This window comes from Streptomyces sp. NPDC053560 (genome assembly GCF_044544605.1).
Lineage (GTDB): Bacteria > Actinomycetota > Actinomycetes > Streptomycetales > Streptomycetaceae > Streptomyces.
In genome coordinates this window covers 295,721-313,357 of the sequence record NZ_JBITXI010000001.1, presented here as the reverse complement: position 1 = coordinate 313,357, position 17,637 = coordinate 295,721, and the positions used below count along the sequence as shown (strand labels likewise).

General features: G+C 71.0%; 14 protein-coding genes and 1 pseudogene. 9 read left to right on the top strand and 6 right to left on the bottom strand.

Annotation, left to right across the window (positions count from 1 at the left end; genetic code table 11):
* The first annotated feature begins 58 nt into the window (after positions 1–58).
* Positions 59–1,021 (top strand): alpha/beta hydrolase, encoded by a 963-nt coding sequence (locus ACIGQF_RS01425; protein ID WP_399703931.1) that lies wholly within the window; start codon positions 59–61, stop codon positions 1,019–1,021.
* Complete coding sequence (locus ACIGQF_RS01420; RefSeq protein WP_399703928.1) at positions 1,014–2,645, top strand: flavin-containing monooxygenase; 1,632 nt, start codon at positions 1,014–1,016, stop codon at positions 2,643–2,645. Before ACIGQF_RS01425 ends, ACIGQF_RS01420 begins: the two co-directional genes overlap by 8 nt.
* Positions 2,646–2,654: 9 nt before the next feature.
* Here the strand turns inward: ACIGQF_RS01420 and ACIGQF_RS01415 are convergent, their stop codons facing one another.
* Together ACIGQF_RS01415 and ACIGQF_RS01410 are read right to left on the bottom strand one after the other, a co-directional pair.
* The gene (locus ACIGQF_RS01415; RefSeq protein ID WP_399703925.1) at positions 2,655–3,077 is read right to left on the bottom strand and encodes a hypothetical protein; all 423 of its coding nucleotides are present in this window, start codon (positions 3,075–3,077) and stop codon (positions 2,655–2,657) included.
* A gap of 176 nt (positions 3,078–3,253) precedes the next feature.
* Positions 3,254–4,174, bottom strand: coding sequence for a LysR family transcriptional regulator (locus ACIGQF_RS01410; protein WP_399703922.1), 921 nt, complete (start codon positions 4,172–4,174; stop codon positions 3,254–3,256).
* An 84-nt stretch (positions 4,175–4,258) separates the two neighbouring features.
* On the opposite strand from ACIGQF_RS01410, the gene ACIGQF_RS01405 reads away from it, so the two are divergent.
* Complete coding sequence (locus ACIGQF_RS01405; protein ID WP_399703920.1) at positions 4,259–5,188, top strand: EamA family transporter; 930 nt, start codon at positions 4,259–4,261, stop codon at positions 5,186–5,188.
* A 40-nt stretch (positions 5,189–5,228) separates the two neighbouring features.
* Here ACIGQF_RS01405 and ACIGQF_RS01400 read toward each other — a convergent pair whose 3' ends face one another.
* Positions 5,229–6,464 carry a protein kinase gene (locus ACIGQF_RS01400; protein ID WP_399703917.1) on the bottom strand — a complete coding sequence of 412 codons (1,236 nt, stop codon included), beginning with the start codon at positions 6,462–6,464 and terminating at the stop codon, positions 5,229–5,231.
* Between the two features lie 326 nt (positions 6,465–6,790).
* On the opposite strand from ACIGQF_RS01400, the gene ACIGQF_RS01395 reads away from it, so the two are divergent.
* The 5 genes and pseudogenes from ACIGQF_RS01395 (at position 6,791) to ACIGQF_RS01375 (ending at position 11,026) form a co-directional block, all read left to right on the top strand.
* On the top strand, positions 6,791–7,297 hold the full coding sequence (locus ACIGQF_RS01395; RefSeq protein WP_399703914.1) for a hypothetical protein: 507 nt from the start codon (positions 6,791–6,793) through the stop codon (positions 7,295–7,297).
* Between the two features lie 627 nt (positions 7,298–7,924).
* Positions 7,925–9,025, top strand: a complete 1,101-nt coding sequence (locus ACIGQF_RS01390; protein ID WP_399703911.1) for an NADH:flavin oxidoreductase/NADH oxidase — start codon at positions 7,925–7,927, stop codon at positions 9,023–9,025.
* A 143-nt stretch (positions 9,026–9,168) separates the two neighbouring features.
* On the top strand, positions 9,169–9,555 hold the full coding sequence (locus tag ACIGQF_RS01385) for a VOC family protein (RefSeq protein ID WP_399703908.1): 387 nt from the start codon (positions 9,169–9,171) through the stop codon (positions 9,553–9,555).
* A 263-nt stretch (positions 9,556–9,818) separates the two neighbouring features.
* Positions 9,819–10,426, top strand: a pseudogene (locus ACIGQF_RS01380) (hypothetical protein); the annotation flags it as partial.
* Positions 10,427–10,615: 189 nt separating this feature from the next.
* Positions 10,616–11,026: a hypothetical protein gene (locus ACIGQF_RS01375; RefSeq protein WP_399703906.1), complete on the top strand. Its 411-nt coding sequence runs from the start codon at positions 10,616–10,618 to the stop codon at positions 11,024–11,026.
* 81 nt (positions 11,027–11,107) lie between these two features.
* Here ACIGQF_RS01375 and ACIGQF_RS01370 read toward each other — a convergent pair whose 3' ends face one another.
* From ACIGQF_RS01370 to ACIGQF_RS01360, 3 genes are all read right to left on the bottom strand, one after another.
* On the bottom strand, positions 11,108–13,003 hold the full coding sequence (locus ACIGQF_RS01370) for an MFS transporter (RefSeq protein WP_399703903.1): 1,896 nt from the start codon (positions 13,001–13,003) through the stop codon (positions 11,108–11,110).
* 211 nt (positions 13,004–13,214) lie between these two features.
* Entirely contained in the window at positions 13,215–14,645 is a 1,431-nt protein-coding gene (locus ACIGQF_RS01365) for a carboxypeptidase regulatory-like domain-containing protein (RefSeq protein ID WP_399703901.1), read from the bottom strand.
* Between the two features lie 172 nt (positions 14,646–14,817).
* Positions 14,818–16,149: a pyridoxal phosphate-dependent aminotransferase gene (locus ACIGQF_RS01360; protein ID WP_399703898.1), complete on the bottom strand. Its 1,332-nt coding sequence runs from the start codon at positions 16,147–16,149 to the stop codon at positions 14,818–14,820.
* Positions 16,150–16,312: 163 nt separating this feature from the next.
* On the opposite strand from ACIGQF_RS01360, the gene ACIGQF_RS01355 reads away from it, so the two are divergent.
* On the top strand, positions 16,313–17,614 hold the full coding sequence (locus ACIGQF_RS01355) for a sensor histidine kinase (RefSeq protein WP_399703895.1): 1,302 nt from the start codon (positions 16,313–16,315) through the stop codon (positions 17,612–17,614).
* The last annotated feature ends 23 nt before the right edge of the window (positions 17,615–17,637 follow it).

Genomic DNA, 17,637 nt, shown 5'->3' with positions numbered 1-17,637 from the left:
TCGGCGCTCGTGACCGCGCGGACGACGCGAAGGCGCGCCGATGAGAGGAGCTGGTGCCATGCCGCTGGAACCCGTATCCCAGGCATTTCTGGACCGACTCGCCGAGGCCGACGGCCCGGCGATCCACGAGTCGACACCGGCGATCGCCCGGATGAGCGGGCCGGTCCTGGCCGGGCTGAGCGGGCGGGGCCCGGAGGTCGGCGCCGTACGGAACCTCCGGCTCGACGGCAGGGGAGGCCGGTTCCGGGTCCGCGTACTCCAACCCGAGGGCGTGCCGCGGGCGGTCATCGTCTACTACCACGGCGGCGGCTGGGTCCTCGGCGACATCGACCTGCAGTACGACCACGTGGGCCGCCGGCTGGCGAACGCGACACAGTCGGCCGTGGTGCTCGTCAACTACCGCAAGGCCCCCGAGCACCCGTTCCCGACCGCCGTCGAGGACAGCTGGACCGCACTGCGATGGGTGGCAGCACACGCCGCCGAGCTGGCGCCCGAGGGCGTACCACTGATCGTCGCGGGGGACAGCGCGGGCGGGAACATCAGCGCGGTGATGACGCTGTGGGCGCGCGACAAGGCAGGGCCGAGGATCGATTACCAGGTCCTGGTCTACCCCGTGACCGACTGCGACCCGGACACCGCCTCCTACCTGGCGCCCGAGAACCAGCTGCTGCTCAGCCGGGACACCATGCGGTGGTTCTGGGGGCACTACCTCGCGGACGAGGCGGCCCGCACCCACCCGGACGCGTCCCCGCTCCGCGCCACGAGCCACGCGGGACTGCCACCGGCGCTGGTGTACGTCGCCCAGTACGACCCCCTGCACGACGAAGGCGTCGCGTACGCAAGGGCGTTGGAGGAGGCGGGGGTGCCGGTCACGCTCGCCGAGGCCGAGGGCCAGATGCACGCGTACTTCCAGATGGCCGGCATCCTCCCCGGCCAGGAAGCGGGCATGAACGTCGTCGCCGACCACATCAACCGCTTCGTCGCCTCGTCCGCCCAGGGGAGCGTGACCAGCCATGTCTGACCGCATATCCGGTGCCCCGCAGAGCTCGGCCCCCGATCTCGACGTCATCGTCATCGGCGCCGGCTTCGCGGGCCTCTACCAGCTGCACAGGCTGCGCCAACTTGGTTGCACAGCACGGATCATCGAGGCGGGCGACGACGTCGGCGGCACCTGGTACTGGAACCGCTATCCGGGGGCGCGCTGTGACATCGAGTCGGTCGAGTACTCCTACTCCTTCGACCCGGAGCTCCAGCAGGAGTGGGACTGGAGCGAGCGCTACGCCGCCCAGCCGGAGCTGCTGTCCTACGCGCGGCACGTCGCGGACCGCTACGGCCTGCGCGAGGACATCACCTTCGGCACCCGGGTCGAGCAACTGGACTGGGACGAGGACGCGTACCGGTGGACGGTGACGACCGACGACGGGACGTCCCGGACCGCGCGGTACGTGATCGCGGCGACCGGGTGCCTCTCGGTCCCGTCCCGGCCCGCCTTCGAAGGGTTGGAGGACTTCGCGGGCGAGGTGTACTGGACGTCCGGCTGGCCGCACGACGGCGTCGACCTGGCCGGGAAGCGGGTCGCCGTCATCGGCACCGGTTCCTCCGGACTCCAGACGATCACCGCGATCGCGCCCGTCGTCGCGGAACTCACCGTCTTCCAGCGCACGCCGAGCTTCGCCGTGCCGGCCCACAACGGGCCCAACGGGGAGCGGCTGGCCGAAGCCCGGAAGCACTACCCCGAGATCCGGGAGTACAGCCGGATGTCGCGCACCGGATTCCGGTGCCCGGAGAGCACACGCACCCTGACCGAGACCGGCGCCGAGGAGATCCGGCGCGAGTTCGACACCCGGTGGGCCGACGGCGGCCTGTGCTTCTCCAGCGCCTTCAAGGACGTCCTCAGGGACGCGCGGGCCAACGAGATCGCCGCCGAGTACGTGCGCGGCCGCATCCGCGCGAAGGTCCGGGACCCGGAGCTGGCCGAGAAGCTGTCGCCGCGTACCTACCCGATCGCCAGCAAGCGGATGTGCGTCGACACCGGCTACTTCGAGGTCTACAACGAGGACCATGTGTCGCTCGTCGACCTCAACGAACAGCCGGTCCGCCGCATCACCGCACGCGGGATCGTCACGGGCGGAGCGGACCACGAGCGCGCGTACGACTGCGACGTGATCGTCCTCGCCACCGGTTTCGACGCGATGACCGGCGCGCTGAACGCCATGGAGATACGCGGTGAGGGCCGCACCCTGCGCGAGAAGTGGGCACACGGCCCGCGTACGTACCTGGGGCTGATGTCGGCCGGCTTCCCGAACCTCTTCATGGTCACCGGCCCGCAGAGCCCGTCGGTGCTGTCCAACATGATGACCTCGATCGAGTACCACGTCGACTGGATCACCCGCGCGCTGGAGTACCTCCGCGAGCACGGACTGCACCGCATGGAGGCGGCGCCCGAGGCCGAGGACAACTGGGTGAACACCACCAACGACCTCGCGGACCTCACGCTGATGCCGCAGGCCGCCTCGTGGTACATGGGCGCCAACATCCCCGGAAAGCAACGGGTGTTCATGCCGTTCATCGGCGGCGTCGGAACGTACCGGCAGATCGGTGACGGCGTGGCGGTGGCGCACTACCACGGGTTCGAGCTGGCCTGAGCCCGTACGTCAGGCCCCGGCGGCCAGGGTGTCGAGCAGCAACGCGCCCAGGTCGTCCGGTGCCACCTCGCCCAGTTCGTCGAACGCCCCGGAACCCCGGCCCAGCGCGACCCCGAAGATCGCCGCGACGATCATCTCGGCCCGCAGCCGGGGCCGCTCCAGCCCCTCCGCCGCGAAGCGCCGGTGCAGGGGCTCCACCAGCCGCTCGTGGAGCGCGGTGCGCGCGGCCCTCTCGGCCGCCGGCTCGGCCAGGTGCTGGACGGCGACCTGAAGGACGGGGACGAGACCCCGGTGGTCGGCCCGCTTCAGGATGTACAGCAGCCGTTCCGGGGCGAGCAGGTCGATGCCCCGCTCGTCGATGTCGTCGGACATCCTCGGGTGGGCCGAGTAGAAGTGGCGTACCGACCCGTCGCTGTCGCGCGTCAGGCCCACCCCCGCACGCCGCAGCCGGTCAGCGGCTCCGCCTGCTCAGCGCCGGAGCGAGTACCTTTCAAGTACGACCTCGGCAGCGAGGACGCCGAGCCGCCTCCTGCACAGGCTGATCCTGCTGATCACGGCATCTGACGGGGCTCTTCGATGTCCGGGCGGGTGGGAGGCCGGGCGGGGAGTTACCGGGTCCCGGACCGCTCGGACTGGCCGGACTTCTCGGACCGGCTGACGAGGAGGTCGGTGACCAGGGCGAGCGGTGGCCAGTCCAGGCGACCGTGGCGGGCGACGGCGTACGCGCGCTGTTCTACGTCGGGGGCGGTGAGCGGGAGAAACCGCACAGCCGGAAGCGTGATGGTACCCAGGGGGAGCAGACCGACGCCGAGCCCAGCCGTGATCATCCCCTGCACGAGGTCGAGGCTGTCGGCCTGGTGGGTGATGCGCGGGGTGAAGCCCGCCATGGAGGCAAGCGTACGGATGACGGTCTCGTCCGCGGTGTTGCGCGAGTTGACGATCCAGTCCTGCCCGGCGAGTTGGGCGAAGACCTCCAGCGTTGTTCCCTTCTGGATGCCGGCCTGCGCGGGGACGCCCAGACCCCAGCTGGCGGCCCACAGGGCAGTGGTGTTCACCACGGGGTCCTCGGCCGCGGGCGCCAGGTTGTAGTCGTACGTCAGAGCCAGATCGGTGGCGTCTTCGGCCAGGAGCTGCAGTGCTTCGGCAGGTTCGTGCTCGCGGATCAGGACACGGAGGCGGGGGTGACTCGCGGTCAGGGCGGTGACGATGGGCAGCAGGTGGGCGCGGATGGCGGTGGCGAATCCTGCGACGCGCAGGGTGCCGTTGGGCTCGCCTCCCGGGGCGAGGTCGTGGCGCGCCGTCTCGACGGCGGAGAGGATCGTCACCGCGTGCTCGGCCAGTCGGCGGCCCGCGGGCGTCAGCCGCACCAGGCGCCCGTGCGGTTCGGTCAACGCGGTGCCCATTTCGTCCGCCAGGGCGGCGATCTGCTGCGAGACCGTCGAGGTGGTCGTGGCCAGCGTGTCGGCCACCGCACGCATGGACCCCAGACGGGACAGCTCCACCAGCATCCGCAGTCGTCGCGTCTCCATTCCACCATTGTCCACGATCCACGAACGAATTGTTGATGATCAGCACGTGGACGCGAACGGTCCGCACACCGTCTACTCAGATCCATGAGCTTGCTGAAACACCGCACAGGTCCGAGCCTGCCCACGTCCGCGACCGGGGCCCTGATGGCCGTTGCCTCCATGTCCACCATCCAGCTCGGCCTGGCGCTGTCGGTTCCGCTGGTCGATCAGCTCGGAGCCCTGGGCGCGACAGGGCTCCGTCTGGCGTGGGCCGGTCTGCTCCTGCTGGCCCTGATACGGCCCCGCCCGCGCGACTTCGCCGGCCGCGACCTGTTGGCGTGCACCCTGCTGGGTGCGGTCAGCGCGGGCATGATGGTGTTCTTCATGCTCGCCGTGACCCGGTTGCCGCTCGGCACGGCCAGCGCGCTGGAATTCCTCGGCCCGCTGGCCGTATCCCTCTACGGCCCGGGCCGCGGTCGTAAGCGCTGGACGGTCATGGCCGCCATCGGTGTCGTCGCACTGACCGAACCCTGGCGCGGCGGCATCGACGCGGCCGGCGCGGGCTTCGCACTGGCAGCCGCGGCCTGCTGGGCGGCCTACATCCTGCTGACCCAGCGCGTGGGCGACTCCGTGACCGGCCTCAACGGGCTGGCCGTCTCCATGCCCGTCGCCGGCCTCATCGGCCTCCTGGTCGCCGCCCCCGCCGACCTGGAACACGTCACTTGGAGGCTGCTCGGAGCCATGCTGGTACTGGCCGCGCTGGGCGCCGTACTGCCCTTCGCCCTCGAGTTCCTCGCCCTGCGCCGCCTCACTACCTCCGCCTTCGGCACCCTGATGAGCCTGGAACCGGCCATCGCACTCCTCGCCGGCCTGCTGGTACTCGGCCAGACCCCCGACCTCGCCCCCGCAGCCGGCGTCGCCTTCGTAGTAACCGCCGGCATGGGCGCCACCCACACCGGCGCCCGCCCCACCCCGACGACCCCTGAACCCCACGACGCCAAGACGTCCACCACAGTTGGCTCACCGTCCAGCTGAACCGCCGTGCCGCCGGGGCTGGTTGCAGTGCCGACGAGCATCATCGAACGGTGATCGCGTCCTGTGCCTGTTGCGTCATACGGCGCAGGGCGACAGTCGCGCTGGGCAGCAGAATGTTGACGTCCTCGCTCCAGCTGTCCAGCAGGGCGCCGTCCTGCTGGAGTTCGGCCGCCAGCGTGGTGACGGTTCCCATGAGGAAGCCGCCCAGTACGATGCGCCGCCCCTGCTCATCTGGCAGCGTGCTCATCAGGCACATGCCGTCCACCCCCTCGTCGTAGTCGGGGTCGTCCGGATAGCCGTGCAGGTCCAGCAGTTTCACGTCCTCGGGTTTCTGAGCGTCCACGGCGGGCCCCAGCCAACGGTCGGCATGACCGTGCTGTGCGCGTGCCAGGCGCCGCATCTGTGGTGGCAGCATGCGCCGCAGCTCGTCCTCATGGCGACGGGCCTCCGCGGTGATGGCTCTGATAGCGCGGAAGCCTCGGCGAAAGGCGGGATGGGCCGGGCTGACGGGGCCGGGGTGGAGCTCCAGCCATGCCGAGAGCTCGTCGCGGAAGGACGCCATTGTCAGCCGACGGACGGGCTCGTAAGCGGTCGCGGCTTCGAGGACCGGAGCGAGGTCCATCGATGCCTCCGCGCCCTCGGCCCACAGCGAGTAGGGGCTGCCCTGCTCGTAGTGGGTGCCTTCAGGCGGAAACTCCAGGCCCTTGGCGAGCACGAAGAGCGTTTTGGCCAGTGACCAGACGTCGGCGTCGAAGGCGGGCTTCTCGGGGTTGAAGGAGCGCATCTCCGGGGCCAGGAAATACAGCGGCCCCATAGCGGCGCCGACGGCGGTGAGTTCCGGCCGCTCGGGCCAGCCCGCAATCCCCAAATCTGCGACCAGGGGACGCTGCTGAGCGTAGAGGAGGTTGTCCGGTTTGATGTCCCGGTGCGCGATACCCCGCTCGTGGAGCCGGGCCAGTGTGTCGGCTATTTCACGAACCGCCGCCACCACTTCCCGCAACTCCGCTTTCCGGCCACGCGGGCTGAGTGCCGACCGCAGCGTCTGCGCCTGCGGCATCACGAACCATTCAGGCGGGTCGTGCTGATCGGCATCCAGAACCGGCACGATGCCTGTGACGGCCTCGCTGGTCAGCTGCTGCATCCAGCGCACCTCCTGCTGGAAGCGCGCCCGTGTGGTCGCGGTGACCTCACCGCCGTTGGTCCGGGGAGACTTCAGCACCCCGAACTCTCGGCTGTCGACATGCCGGACGACACAGACATGGCTGACGCCCTTCATGGGCCGAAGAAAGCGCCACGGGCCCCACTCGCGAGGACAAGTTGCTGACATGAGACGGAATGTAGAGCAGTACGCCCCAATCCAGCACCGCGGGTACGAAGGCATACGAAGGCGACTGTCTGGCTGACAGGGCGGCCGCTTGCGTCCGCCGGGGCGGGAGGAGCCCCCAGCAGGCCTCCTGTGCGGTAGTGCCTGACATCCACCGTTGCGCCCAGGCATCGGCATGTTCGCGTCGATGTCAGTCTCCGCAGGCTCGTCTCCTTTCGTCTACAGTCCGTTGGCGCGCTGCCGTTGAGCGGCACTTTCCCTGGTTTGTGAGGCGCTTGATGACTAGGTTGCTGGATTCCTGCGAGGCGAAGGTATCGGCGAGCTACCGGCTCCTCGGGCTGCACGACAACACCATGGCGGCCGAAACGTTCGATGACGAGGCGGACAGAACGAAGTGGCTGCTTCCCGGGCCGGGCCTGGTGTATCTCCAGACTCCGCCGGAGGTGGTTACGGTCGCGATACGCCTGGAGTCGTGGACCACCGCCCCGTCGCCGCCGCCCGGCCCGTGGGCGGGGCAGGAAGAAGTCGAGGTGGACCTTCCCGAGGGCGAGCTCCAGCTGCAGACCGTCGACGGCGGGATGTGGGAGATTCCGCTGGTGCTGCCTTCGCCGGGCACGTACCGGATGCGGTGGCAGTGGGTGTTCAATCCGGACACGGGGCCTTTCGCCTCTCCTCTGAAGGGGTGTTCCGACGTGCTGGCCACGCCCACCGACTATGAAGCCGAGCTGCACGGACAGGACCAGTTTTGTCTGGTGCAGATCTGGCGCACCGTGTCGACCGCCTAGAGCCGGCCCGTGCCTGTTGAGCAGGGCCTGTGGGGTCAGGTCAATTCACCGGGCATGTGTGGAACCACTGCGCCCCTGCCCTTCTCGGCCTCGGGTTGCCACACCCAAATGTGGGACTTCTTCCACAGCTCCGGCAGTTCCTCCCCGCCGGGCACCGGCCGCCAGTACGGGCGCAGGTCGCTTGGGCGAACCTGTTGCCGCAACCGAGGCGAGAAGGTGAGCGGGCGCGTGGGCCTCGTTGCTGGAGGTCCGAGTCGGCGGTGGGCGTTCTCGGAGGGCGGTGTACCGCGTGTCTGCGTGTCTGCGAAGTGCCCGCTTTGGCTCGGCTCCGAGGTCCACTCACGCCGATCCGCCGCAATGATCTACATGCTGACCTTCGTCCCGAAGGCGGCCTGCCCGCCGGCCGTCCTACCGGTCGCGTGATGTAAGCCACGCGACCGGCGGTCAGGAATGCTCTCTGGCGTGCTCCTGTTGTACGAGGAGCGTCGTAGTTCGGTGTGGACTTCTTTTAGTTTGATGGGTGCCGTACTACGATGTGTGTCGTACTACGATGCTGTCGCATCCAAGGCTTCGGGCTCGCTCTGTCCGTGGCCGACTCCGCCCTCGTTCATGTACAGGGAGCCCGTTGTGAGCGCACTGTTCGAGCCGATCACTCTCCGGCAGCTGACCATTCCCAATCGCCTGTGGATGGCTCCGATGTGCCAGTACTCGGCGGCGCCGGACGGGCCTGAGCAGGGTGCGCCGAATGACTGGCACTTTCAGCACCTGGCTGCCCGTGCCGTGGGCGGTACCGGCCTGATCATCACCGAGGCGACCGCTGTGAGCCCCGAGGGGCGGATCAGCCCGTACGACCTGGGGCTGTGGAACGACACCCAGGTCGCGGCGTTCCGTCGCATCACCGACTTCGTCAAGGCGCAGGGTGCCGTCGCCGGTATCCAGATAGCGCATGCCGGGCGCAAGGCGAGCACCGAGCGGACGTGGGTGGACCGAGGTGCGCCGATTGCTCCTGGTGAGGGACATGGGTGGCAGCCGGTCGCGCCGAGTGCGGTGGCGTTCGACGGGAAGTCGACCGAGCCGGCGGAGCTGTCCGTGGCGGAGATCAAGGAGATCGTGGAGCGGTTCGCGGCGACGGCGCGGCTTGCGCTGGAGGCCGGGTTCCAGGTTGCCGAGATCCATGGTGCGCACGGGTACCTGATCAATGAGTTCCTGTCGCCCTTTACGAACCGGCGCACCGATGAGTACGGCGGGTCGTACGAGAACCGGGTGCGGTTCGCGCTGGAGGTCGTGGACGCGGTGCGGGCGGTGTGGCCCGAGGACCTGCCCGTCTTCTTCCGGATCTCGGCGACCGACTGGCTGAGCGAGAACGCGGAGGACGAGCGGGAGGGCTGGACCGCCGACGACACCGTCCGCTTCGCTGCCGACCTCAAGGCGCACGGCGTCGACCTGCTGGACACCTCCACGGGTGGTAACGCGCCGGACGCGAAGATCGAGGCCGTGCCGAACTACCAGGTGCCCTTCGCCACGCGCGTCAAGAAGGAGGCCGGGCTGCCGGTGGGCGCCGTCGGGCTGATCACCGAGGCGCAGCAGGCGGAGAAGATCGTCGCGGACGGGGAGGCGGATGCGGTGCTGCTCGGGCGCGAGCTGCTGCGTACGCCGTACTTCGCTCAGCAGGCCGCCCGCGAGCTGGGCGCCACGCCGCACGTTGCCCAGCAGTACCACCGTGCCTGATCGCACAAAGACCAGCGGTACCACCGCGCCTGATCGCACATACTGAGCCTCATCGCTCGCACCGCCCGGCCCGTGCCGCACTCCGCTGAGTGCGGCACGGGCCGGGCTGGAATGTCCGTTCACCGGCCCGGAGGTGCCATGTCATGCCGCCGCAGATGAGGCTTACCGCGATCACGCTCGACTGTCCCGATCCCTTGGCACTGTCGGCGTTCTATCAGCAGGCGACCGGGCTTGCGCCGCATCCGGAGTCGAATGCGGAATTCGCGGGACTCCGCGATGCGGACGGGGGCGGGAGTGGGCTGGTCCTCGGGTTTCAGCGGGTGGGTGAGTATCGGGCACCGACCTGGCCGGACCAGATCGTTCCGCAGCAGCTTCATCTGTGTTTTGCGGTGGACGATTTGGACGAGGCCGAGGAGCGGCTGGTGGGGCTGGGGGCCGGGAAGCCGGAGCGGCAGCCGTGTGAGGGGCGGTGGCGGGTGCTCGTGGACCCTGCCGGGCACCCCTTCTGCCTGGTCGGTGGGGGAGGGTAAAGCAGTTGAGCAGCAGCACGCCACCGGTTCCGGTTACGCCCGGGGCCAGTTGGCCAAGGCTTTTGCCACCGCACTGCGTCACGAGGACGAGGCGGCCCGCCACCGCGCCGAGGAGCGGGAGCGGGAGGCCGCGCGGCGGTCCGGGGTGCCGGAGGATCGTGGCGCGCTGTTCGGCCACTGCCTCACCGAGTCGGGCCTTGCCGGGCTGTACGCGCTGCTGGACAGCGGCCGTTATGAAGTGACCGTGCCCGAGGAGGCCCGTCGAGGCGGGCGGGGCACTGACGCGCGGGTACGCGGCACGCGCGTCCCCCGGGTTCGCGCGGCTGTGCGCCGAGCGGGCGGGGTCGGAGACCCCTGGGCGGCGGTCGTGGTCGGTGGCGGCCAATGGTGCCGTCATCGAGCAGGCGCAGATTCTGACCACGCACAATCTGGCCACATTGGTGCACCGCGTAGGCATCGCCCCGTACCCGGTCCGCCGGATCTGGCGCTCCGCTGCTTCACCGCCGTGTGCCGGCTGACGGCCCGGGTACCGGGGCAGCCGCGTCCGCCGGCCACCGTCAAGGACGCGGCGTACGCGTGGCGGCAGATGGTCTTTCATCTGTCGCTGTGCACCCCCGACGAGCAGCGGCGGAGCGTCGGCGGGCCGGACGGGGAGGCGGCCCGGCCTCCTGCCCGTGCCGCCGCGCGGCTCGCGCCCGCGCTCGCCGGGCTGCGACTGGTCGCCGTCGGTGGGAAGTTCGCCGCCGACGGTACGGCGGACGGGGGCCGGGCCCGCCGGTTCCTCGGCTGGACCACCGACGGTCGCCACTGGATCGCCGAGCCGCCCGCGCAGGACTTCGAAGGCCAACGCCCCAACGGCGCGCAGAGGTAGCACAAGTAGTCGCAACCGCAACGTGCCGCCGGGTATTGGCTGGAGATGTGCCCTCTGCCCGGCGCTGATCGGATGCGCGGAAAATGCCCTCCCGGTGCGCGGTCGCCGTTCGTAGGATGCGGCCGTGCCCGGCGCGCGCCGGCCTGCCTTCCCGAAGCGGGGGACGGTTCACCGGAGGGACGTGACGACATGCAGCGGATGGCGAGCGCCGCGGCGGTGGTGCTGGCGGCAGCCCTGCTCGTGGGGTGTCAGCCGACGGAGGGCCAGGACCGGGCCGTGGGGTGTGCGAAGTTCGCACTCGCGGTGTCCGACGCCATTGGCGACCTGGAACACGCCGTACTGGTGTCCGCTCTCGACCAGGAGGCGGACGCGGCGGTCGATGCCCTGGACAAGGCGGCCGGTGAGCTGACGCAGCGGTCGGCCGGCGCTGAGGTGCAGCAGGCCGCCACCGCGGTCCGCGAGGCCGCGGGCCAGGTACGCGTGGCGCTGGCCGAGGGCCGCACGCCGGACCTGGCGCCCTTGCAGAACGCGGGCCTGCGCCTGGTCAGGGCGTGCCCCCGGGGAGCGGTCGAGCCCGCGCCCGGCGGCGCGGGGGAGTAATCGGGCGGCGCGGGGAGCAACCGGTCGCCGGACGCCCGCGGTGTCGACGCCCGGCGACCGGGATGAGCCACACACCGGCTGCTACCCCTGTACCGTCGTCCCGCGTTCCGCCGCAGCCGACGAGACGACCAGGTCGATGTCCACCGGGCGGTTCTCGCCGTGGTGTACGGCCGCCGAGGCCTGCGGGGAGTGGCCGGCGACCATGGCGGCCAGGACGTACGCGCCGCCGTCCGGGACGGCGACCGAGTAGCGGCCGTCGTGGCCGGTGAGGGCGGTGCCGGCCCGGCGTCCGTGCCGGTCGATCAGCGCCACCCGGGCGCGGGCGACGGGGAGGCCGGCCGGGTCCAGGACGCGGCCGCGGAATCCGGCGCCGGGCGCCCGGGACGCCGAAACCGGCTGGGACGCCGAAACCGGCTGGGACGCCGGAACCGGCTGGATTGCCGAAACCGGCTGGGCCGCCGGAACTGGCTGGACCGCCGAGGCGGGCTGTGTCGCCGGGGTCGTGCGGGGCGCCGGGATCGCCGCGGCGGGCTGCTGCTGCCGGCTGATCTCGTCCTCGCTGCTGGCCAGCATCTGCGGTGCGGAGATCTGCCTGCTGCGCGGGAGGAAGACCGCGAGCAGCAGGCCGAGGGCGACCGCCGCGGTGGCGATGAGGAACGAGACGCGGAAGCCGTGCATGGTGGGGACCGCCGCGCCTCCCACGTGGTGCGCGGTATTGGCGAGGACCATGCCGATGACGGCGCTCGACACGGACGTACCGATCGAACGCATCAGGGTGTTGAGGCCGTTGGCCGCGCCCGTCTCGGACGGGTCGACGGCGCCGTTGATCAGCGCCGGGAGGGAGGAGTACGCGAGGCCGATGCCGGCGCCGACGACGACCGAGATGACGATGGTCTGCCAGGCGGCGCTCATCAGGCCGAGCCCCGCGCCGTAACCGATCGCGATGATCAGCATGCCGAGCATGAGGGTGAGCTTCGGGCCGTACCGTGCCGACAGCCGGGCGTAGACGGGTGCGGTGAACATCATCGTGAGGCCCAGCGGTGCCACGCACAGCCCCGCGACCACCATGGTCTGGCCCAGGCCGTAGCCGGTGGCGGTCGGCAGCTGGAGGAGCTGCGGGAGGACGAGGGAGATCGCGTAGAACGCGACACCGACCATGATCGAGGCGAGGTTCGTGAGCAGCACCTCGCGGCGCGCGGTGGTACGCAGATCGACCAGCGGGGCCTTTATGCGCAGCTCCATCACGCCCCACAGGAGGAGTACGACCAGCGCGGCGGCGAAGAGGCCGAGCGTCGTACCGGAACTCCAGCCCCAGTCGCTGCCCTTGGTGATCGGCAGCAGGAACAGGACGAGACCGAGGGAGAGTCCGAGGGCGCCGGCGACGTCGAAGTGGCCCTCGGCCCGCACGTCGCTCTCCGGCACGATCAGCAGCGTCAGCAGGATCGACAGGACGCCCAGGCCGGCGGCGGCGAAGAACAGGGCGTGCCAGTCCGCGTGCTGGGCGATCAGGGCGGCGGCCGGCAGTGCGAGCCCGCCGCCGACGCCTATGGAGGAGCTCATCAGGGCGAGGGCCGAACCGAGCCGCTCACGGGGGAGTTCGTCGCGCATGAGGCCGATGCCGAGCGGGATGGCGCCCATGGCGAAGCCCTGGAGCGCGCGGCCGACGATCATCACGAGGAGGTCGCTGGTGAAGCCGCAGATCAGGGACCCCACGACCATGACCGCGAGGCTGCTGACCAGCATGCGCCGCTTGCCGTACAGGTCGCCGAGCCGGCCCATGATCGGGGTTGCGACGGCGCCGGCGAGCAGCGTGGACGTCATGACCCAGGTGGCGTTCGACGGTGCGGTGTCCAGGAGGGTGGGCAGGTCCTTGATGACCGGTACGAGCAGCGTTTGCATCACGGCGACCGCGATGCCGGCGAAGGCGAGGACGAGGACGACTCCGCCTGTGCGTCGTTGAGCCATCGTCTGGGACATTGCCTGGGACCTCCGGGGACGGGAGCGGGCGGGCGGGCGGTGGCGAACGCACACCGCCGGTGGGTCCGCTGACGGGCCCACCGGTGAGCGTGTGTCGTACGTGGAGAACGAACTCGTGCGCACGCACGGGTATTCCGAGGAGCATCGTACGAAGGGAAGTTTTTAACCTTCCATTACGTCGGTCACATCGACCGCCCCCGATTGCCCTCGCTCAGGACGCGGTGGAAGCGCCCGCGGATCCCGGCGGCTGCTCCGGCGGCCGCGGCCGCAGCACGAAGTCCTGGTGGGCGACGGTGCCGTCCCTGACGTACACCCGCTTGATCGACGGGATGCGGCGCGGCCCGCCGGCGACGATGTTGACGAAGCCCTCGGGCAGCCCGGTGATGCTGTACGCGCCGTGTTCGTCGGTGCGGGTACGCGTCAGCTGCCGTCCGTCGGTGGTGGTCACGGTGATCAGCACACCGTGCAGCGGCTGCTCCCCGGTATCCCGGATGCGTCCGGTCAGCATCGGTTCGGACGCCCCGATGTAGTGGGTGGCCGCGCGCACCGGCATCGGATGGGGCATCTCGAATGTCGGGTCCTGCACCGCCTCTTCCAGGTCGGAAGGGGTCAGCTCCTCGTCCCCGCCGGAGCGTGCCACGCGCACCCGGTGCCGCTCCCAGAAGTAGCCGATGCAGATGAGTACGACGCCCGCGACGATCCAGAGGCTCAGCGCCAGCAACGGGCGGAACAGCTCGACGCCGTCGAAGTACATCTCGTTGCGCAGCGCGTCGACCAGATTGCCCAGCGGCATGTACGGATGCAGCCAGCGGAAGAAGGCGGGCACCATCTCGACCGGGATCGCCCCGCCGCTGGCCGGCATGGAGAGCAGCACGAAGACGACGATGGCCACCCCGGGGAAGAACTGCCGGACGAACGGCACCAGTCCGTAGCAGGTCAGCGAGACTCCGAGGCTCAGCATGAACATGTACAGCAGGCAGACCGGCCGGTCCACGATGCAGTCCATCGCGAGCGCGATGTAGAAGGCGGCCACGGCCATCACGGCGCCGGAGACGACGAAGGTGACGACCTTCTTCCAGCGGCTGAGGACGGTGGCCCGCAGCATCATCATCACCATGATGTACGACGGGATGGTGAGGCCCAGGCAGAGGTAGAAGAGGCTGGTGCCCATGGCGTCCTTGGGCGCGGTGGGCGCGAGCTCGATCTGCTTGAGGGAGGCACCGCCGTGCTCGGCGACCGGCGTGAACACCTGCTGGAGCACGGCCTCGATCTCGAAGCCGCCTGCCTTGGCGGTGTAGAGGGCCGGGTGCGCGGGGTCCGGGAGGTACGCGCCGGCGGTGCGGCGTTCCAGTACCGCGCTCCGGAGCGCGGCGTCACCACCGTGTACCGGGTGCACCTCGAAGCCGCCCGGGACGGCCCGGTCGAGCGTCTGCTGGAGCTGACCGGCGGCCGGCGCGGGCACGGCCACTTTGATGTCGTGCGGGGTGGGGTTGTGAAAGGCCAGCAGGTAGCAGAAGAGAAAGCCGAAGAAGAACAGCGCCGGGAACCAGAGGCTGCTGACGAGGACCTTCGCCGTGTGCGTCCACCGCGGCTTCGGTTCGTCGTCGGCCGGTGCCGCGACCTCTTGCTGTGTTTCGGACATGCCGCCCTTCCCTGACCGCGCCCACGCCGCCGCTGCGGATTGCCGACCCTTTGCTGCTGTGGGATCTCCGCCCGCAGGGTCCGGCACACCCGTTTTGCTGCACTCGGCCCAGCAGGTTGGCCCGCGCGGGGGCGGGTCCCGCGTGCGGCCCCCGCCCCCGCGCCGTTCTGCGTCAGCGGCCCCGGACCGGTGCGGTGAGAGCGGTGAGCGCCTCCCGGAGGTGCGCGAGGGATGCCTCGATCCACGGCAGGGTCAGCGGGTCCGGCGACCGCAGCGCCGACCGGCGCTCGTCGGCCGTCTCGCCGTACAGCAGGCTCGTCGCCACCCGGGCCCGCAGCCCCTCGGGCGCGTCTCCGAAGGCCTCGCCCGCCAGCACCCCGACGCCGTGCCCCTCCAGCAGGGCTGCGGCGAGACCCGCGCCGGTGGTGATGCCCTGTGCGGCGAGCACCGGCCGCAGCGGCTCGAAGTCCGGGTAGAGGTAGAACCCCGCCTCGGGCGCCCGGCAGTGTGCCCCGGCGGTGGTGAACTCGGCGTGCACGGCGCGTGCGACGGTGCCGTGCAGCCGCCGGGCCGCGTCGATGTGTGCCCGTACCTCCGGCGGGTCCGCCAGGATGTGCGCGGCTGCGGCCTGCATGGGCGCGGCCAGGCTGGACCAGATCTCGCTGGCCACGCCGGTCAGGTCGCGCATCAGCCGCTCCCCCCAGGCGCCCGCCGGCACCCGCGCGAACCCGATTCGCCAGCCGCCCAGCGCCATGGACTTGCTCAGACCGCTGGTGACGACCGTCCGCTCGGGGAGATGGCGGACGGCGCTGGGCGCGCGCCGAGGCTCCGCCGTGCGCCGAGGATCGGCCGACCCGCCCGCGTCCGGGCCTGCCGAGTCCGCGTCCGGGCCCGCCGGGTGCAGCACCTCCGCGTAGATCTCGTCCGAGATGACCACGAGTCCGTGCCGTTCGGCGATCTCGCACACCGCCCGGACGTCCGCCTCGCGGGCGACCGTACCGGTCGGGTTGTCCGGCACGGTGAGGATCAGTACGCCGGGCCGCGCGCCGTCCGCCCGTGCGACGGCCAGCGCGTCCTCCAGCAGCGCTGGATCCGGTACGCCGCCGGCAGCGTCCGGCACCGGTACGTCGACGACCCGCTTGCCGGCCAGTGCGGCCTGCGCCGCGTAGCTGACCCAGGCGGGGCAGGGCAGGACCACGTCACCGGGGAGTACGGCGAGCAGCGCGAAGAGCAGGGCCTTGCTGCCGGGCGCGAACAGCACCTGCTCGGGCCCGGTGGCCGCGGAGCGGCGGGTGAACCACCCGGCCGCGGCCGTGCGCGCCGCCTCCTCGCCGACCACGGGGCCGTACCCGTTGCGGCCCGCGGCGGCCGACAGCACCGCCGTGATGTCGTCGGGCACCGGCAGCCCGGCCTCGCCGAAGCCGAGGTGCAGGACCTTCTCGCCCGCGGCGCGGCGGGCCCGAATCGTCTCGTTGATGGCCAAGGTCGCCGAATGCATGGTCACGGCGGCCCACACTCCTCACGCGGATCGGTCCGTAGGGTCGCGGGCACGCCGCCTGACGCAATCCCGCTTGCGAATCGCACGATACATGCAAGGTAATTTGCATTCGATGGGTGGTGTGTCACCTGCTCCCCAAAGGGGAGGCCGGGCCGCCTATCCTCGCCGGGTGAGTACCAGCAGTCGCAGTCAGCACATCCGGCTCTCCCTCCGCTCCCGCCTGGTCGTACCGGAGGAGCACCGGACGACGGCGCCGGACGGCACCGGCCGGTCCCCGCTCCGGTCGCCGGCCGCCGCGGACGTGCTGGTCACGGCGGCGGTCCTGGGGCTCTCGATCTGGAACAGCCTCAACAACCCGTACATGGGTCCGGCTTCACAGTGGGGCAACCTGCTGCTGGCCGCCGTGAGCGCGCTGCCCCTGCTGGCGCGGCGCCGGATTCCCGAAGTGGCACTGCTGGTCGCGCTCGTCGCGAAGGTGCTCCAGTTCGCGCCGTTCGTCCTCCCCTTCGCGTTCTACGCCGAAGGCGCCTACCGCGGACCGCACAGCCGCCGTACGGTCTGGATCACGGCGGTGGCGGGACTGCTGGTGGCGCTCCCCAGGAACGCCGAGTCCTGGACGCATCCGCGGCTGCTCCTCGGCGGAGTCCTGGTCAACTTCGTCCTGATGGTCCTCGTGCCGCTGCTCCTCGGCCTGTACATGGGGGAGCGGCGGGCCGTGCTGGCCGGACTGGTGGAGCGCGCCGAACGCGCCGAGCGGGAGCAGCGGCTCCTCGCGGAGGCCGCGCGGGCCGAGGAGCGCCAGCGGATCGCCGGTGAGATGCACGACGTGGTCTCGCACCAGGTGAGCCTCATCGTGGTGCACGCCAACGCGCTGGCCACCGTGGCACACGACCCCAAGGTGACGGCCGAGGCCGCGGAGATCATCCGCACGGCCGGCCGGCAGGCCCTCACCGAACTGCGCGAAATGCTGGGCCTCCTCAAGAACGGCCCCGGCCCCGAGCCCGCTGCGACGGACGCGGACAGTGCCGCGGCGCCCGCCGACGCGGAGGGCGCCGCCGTCGACCGGATCGCCGCGCTGGCCGACAGTTCACGCGCCGCCGGGCTGTCCGTAGCCCTGCAGAGCGAGGGCACGCCCCGGCCGCTCGCCGAGCAGGTCGAACGGGCCGCCTACCGCGTCGTGCAGGAAGCGCTGACGAACGTGCACAAGCACGCGCCCGGCGCGCCCACGGACATCCGTGTCGCCTACGAGGCGAGCACGCTGTGCGTGAGCGTCACCAACGGCCCGGCGGCCCGCCCGGCGGACGCGTCCCCGGACGGCACCGAACCGCTGCTGCCCAGTGGCGGCCACGGCCTGATCGGCTTGGCGGAGCGGGTACGCCTGGCGGGCGGCGACCTCACGACGGGTCCCCGGGACGGCGGGGGCTTCCAGGTCCACGCCACCCTCCCCGCCCCGGCGCGGACGGCCGGCTGACGGACCGCACCGGCTCCCGGCCG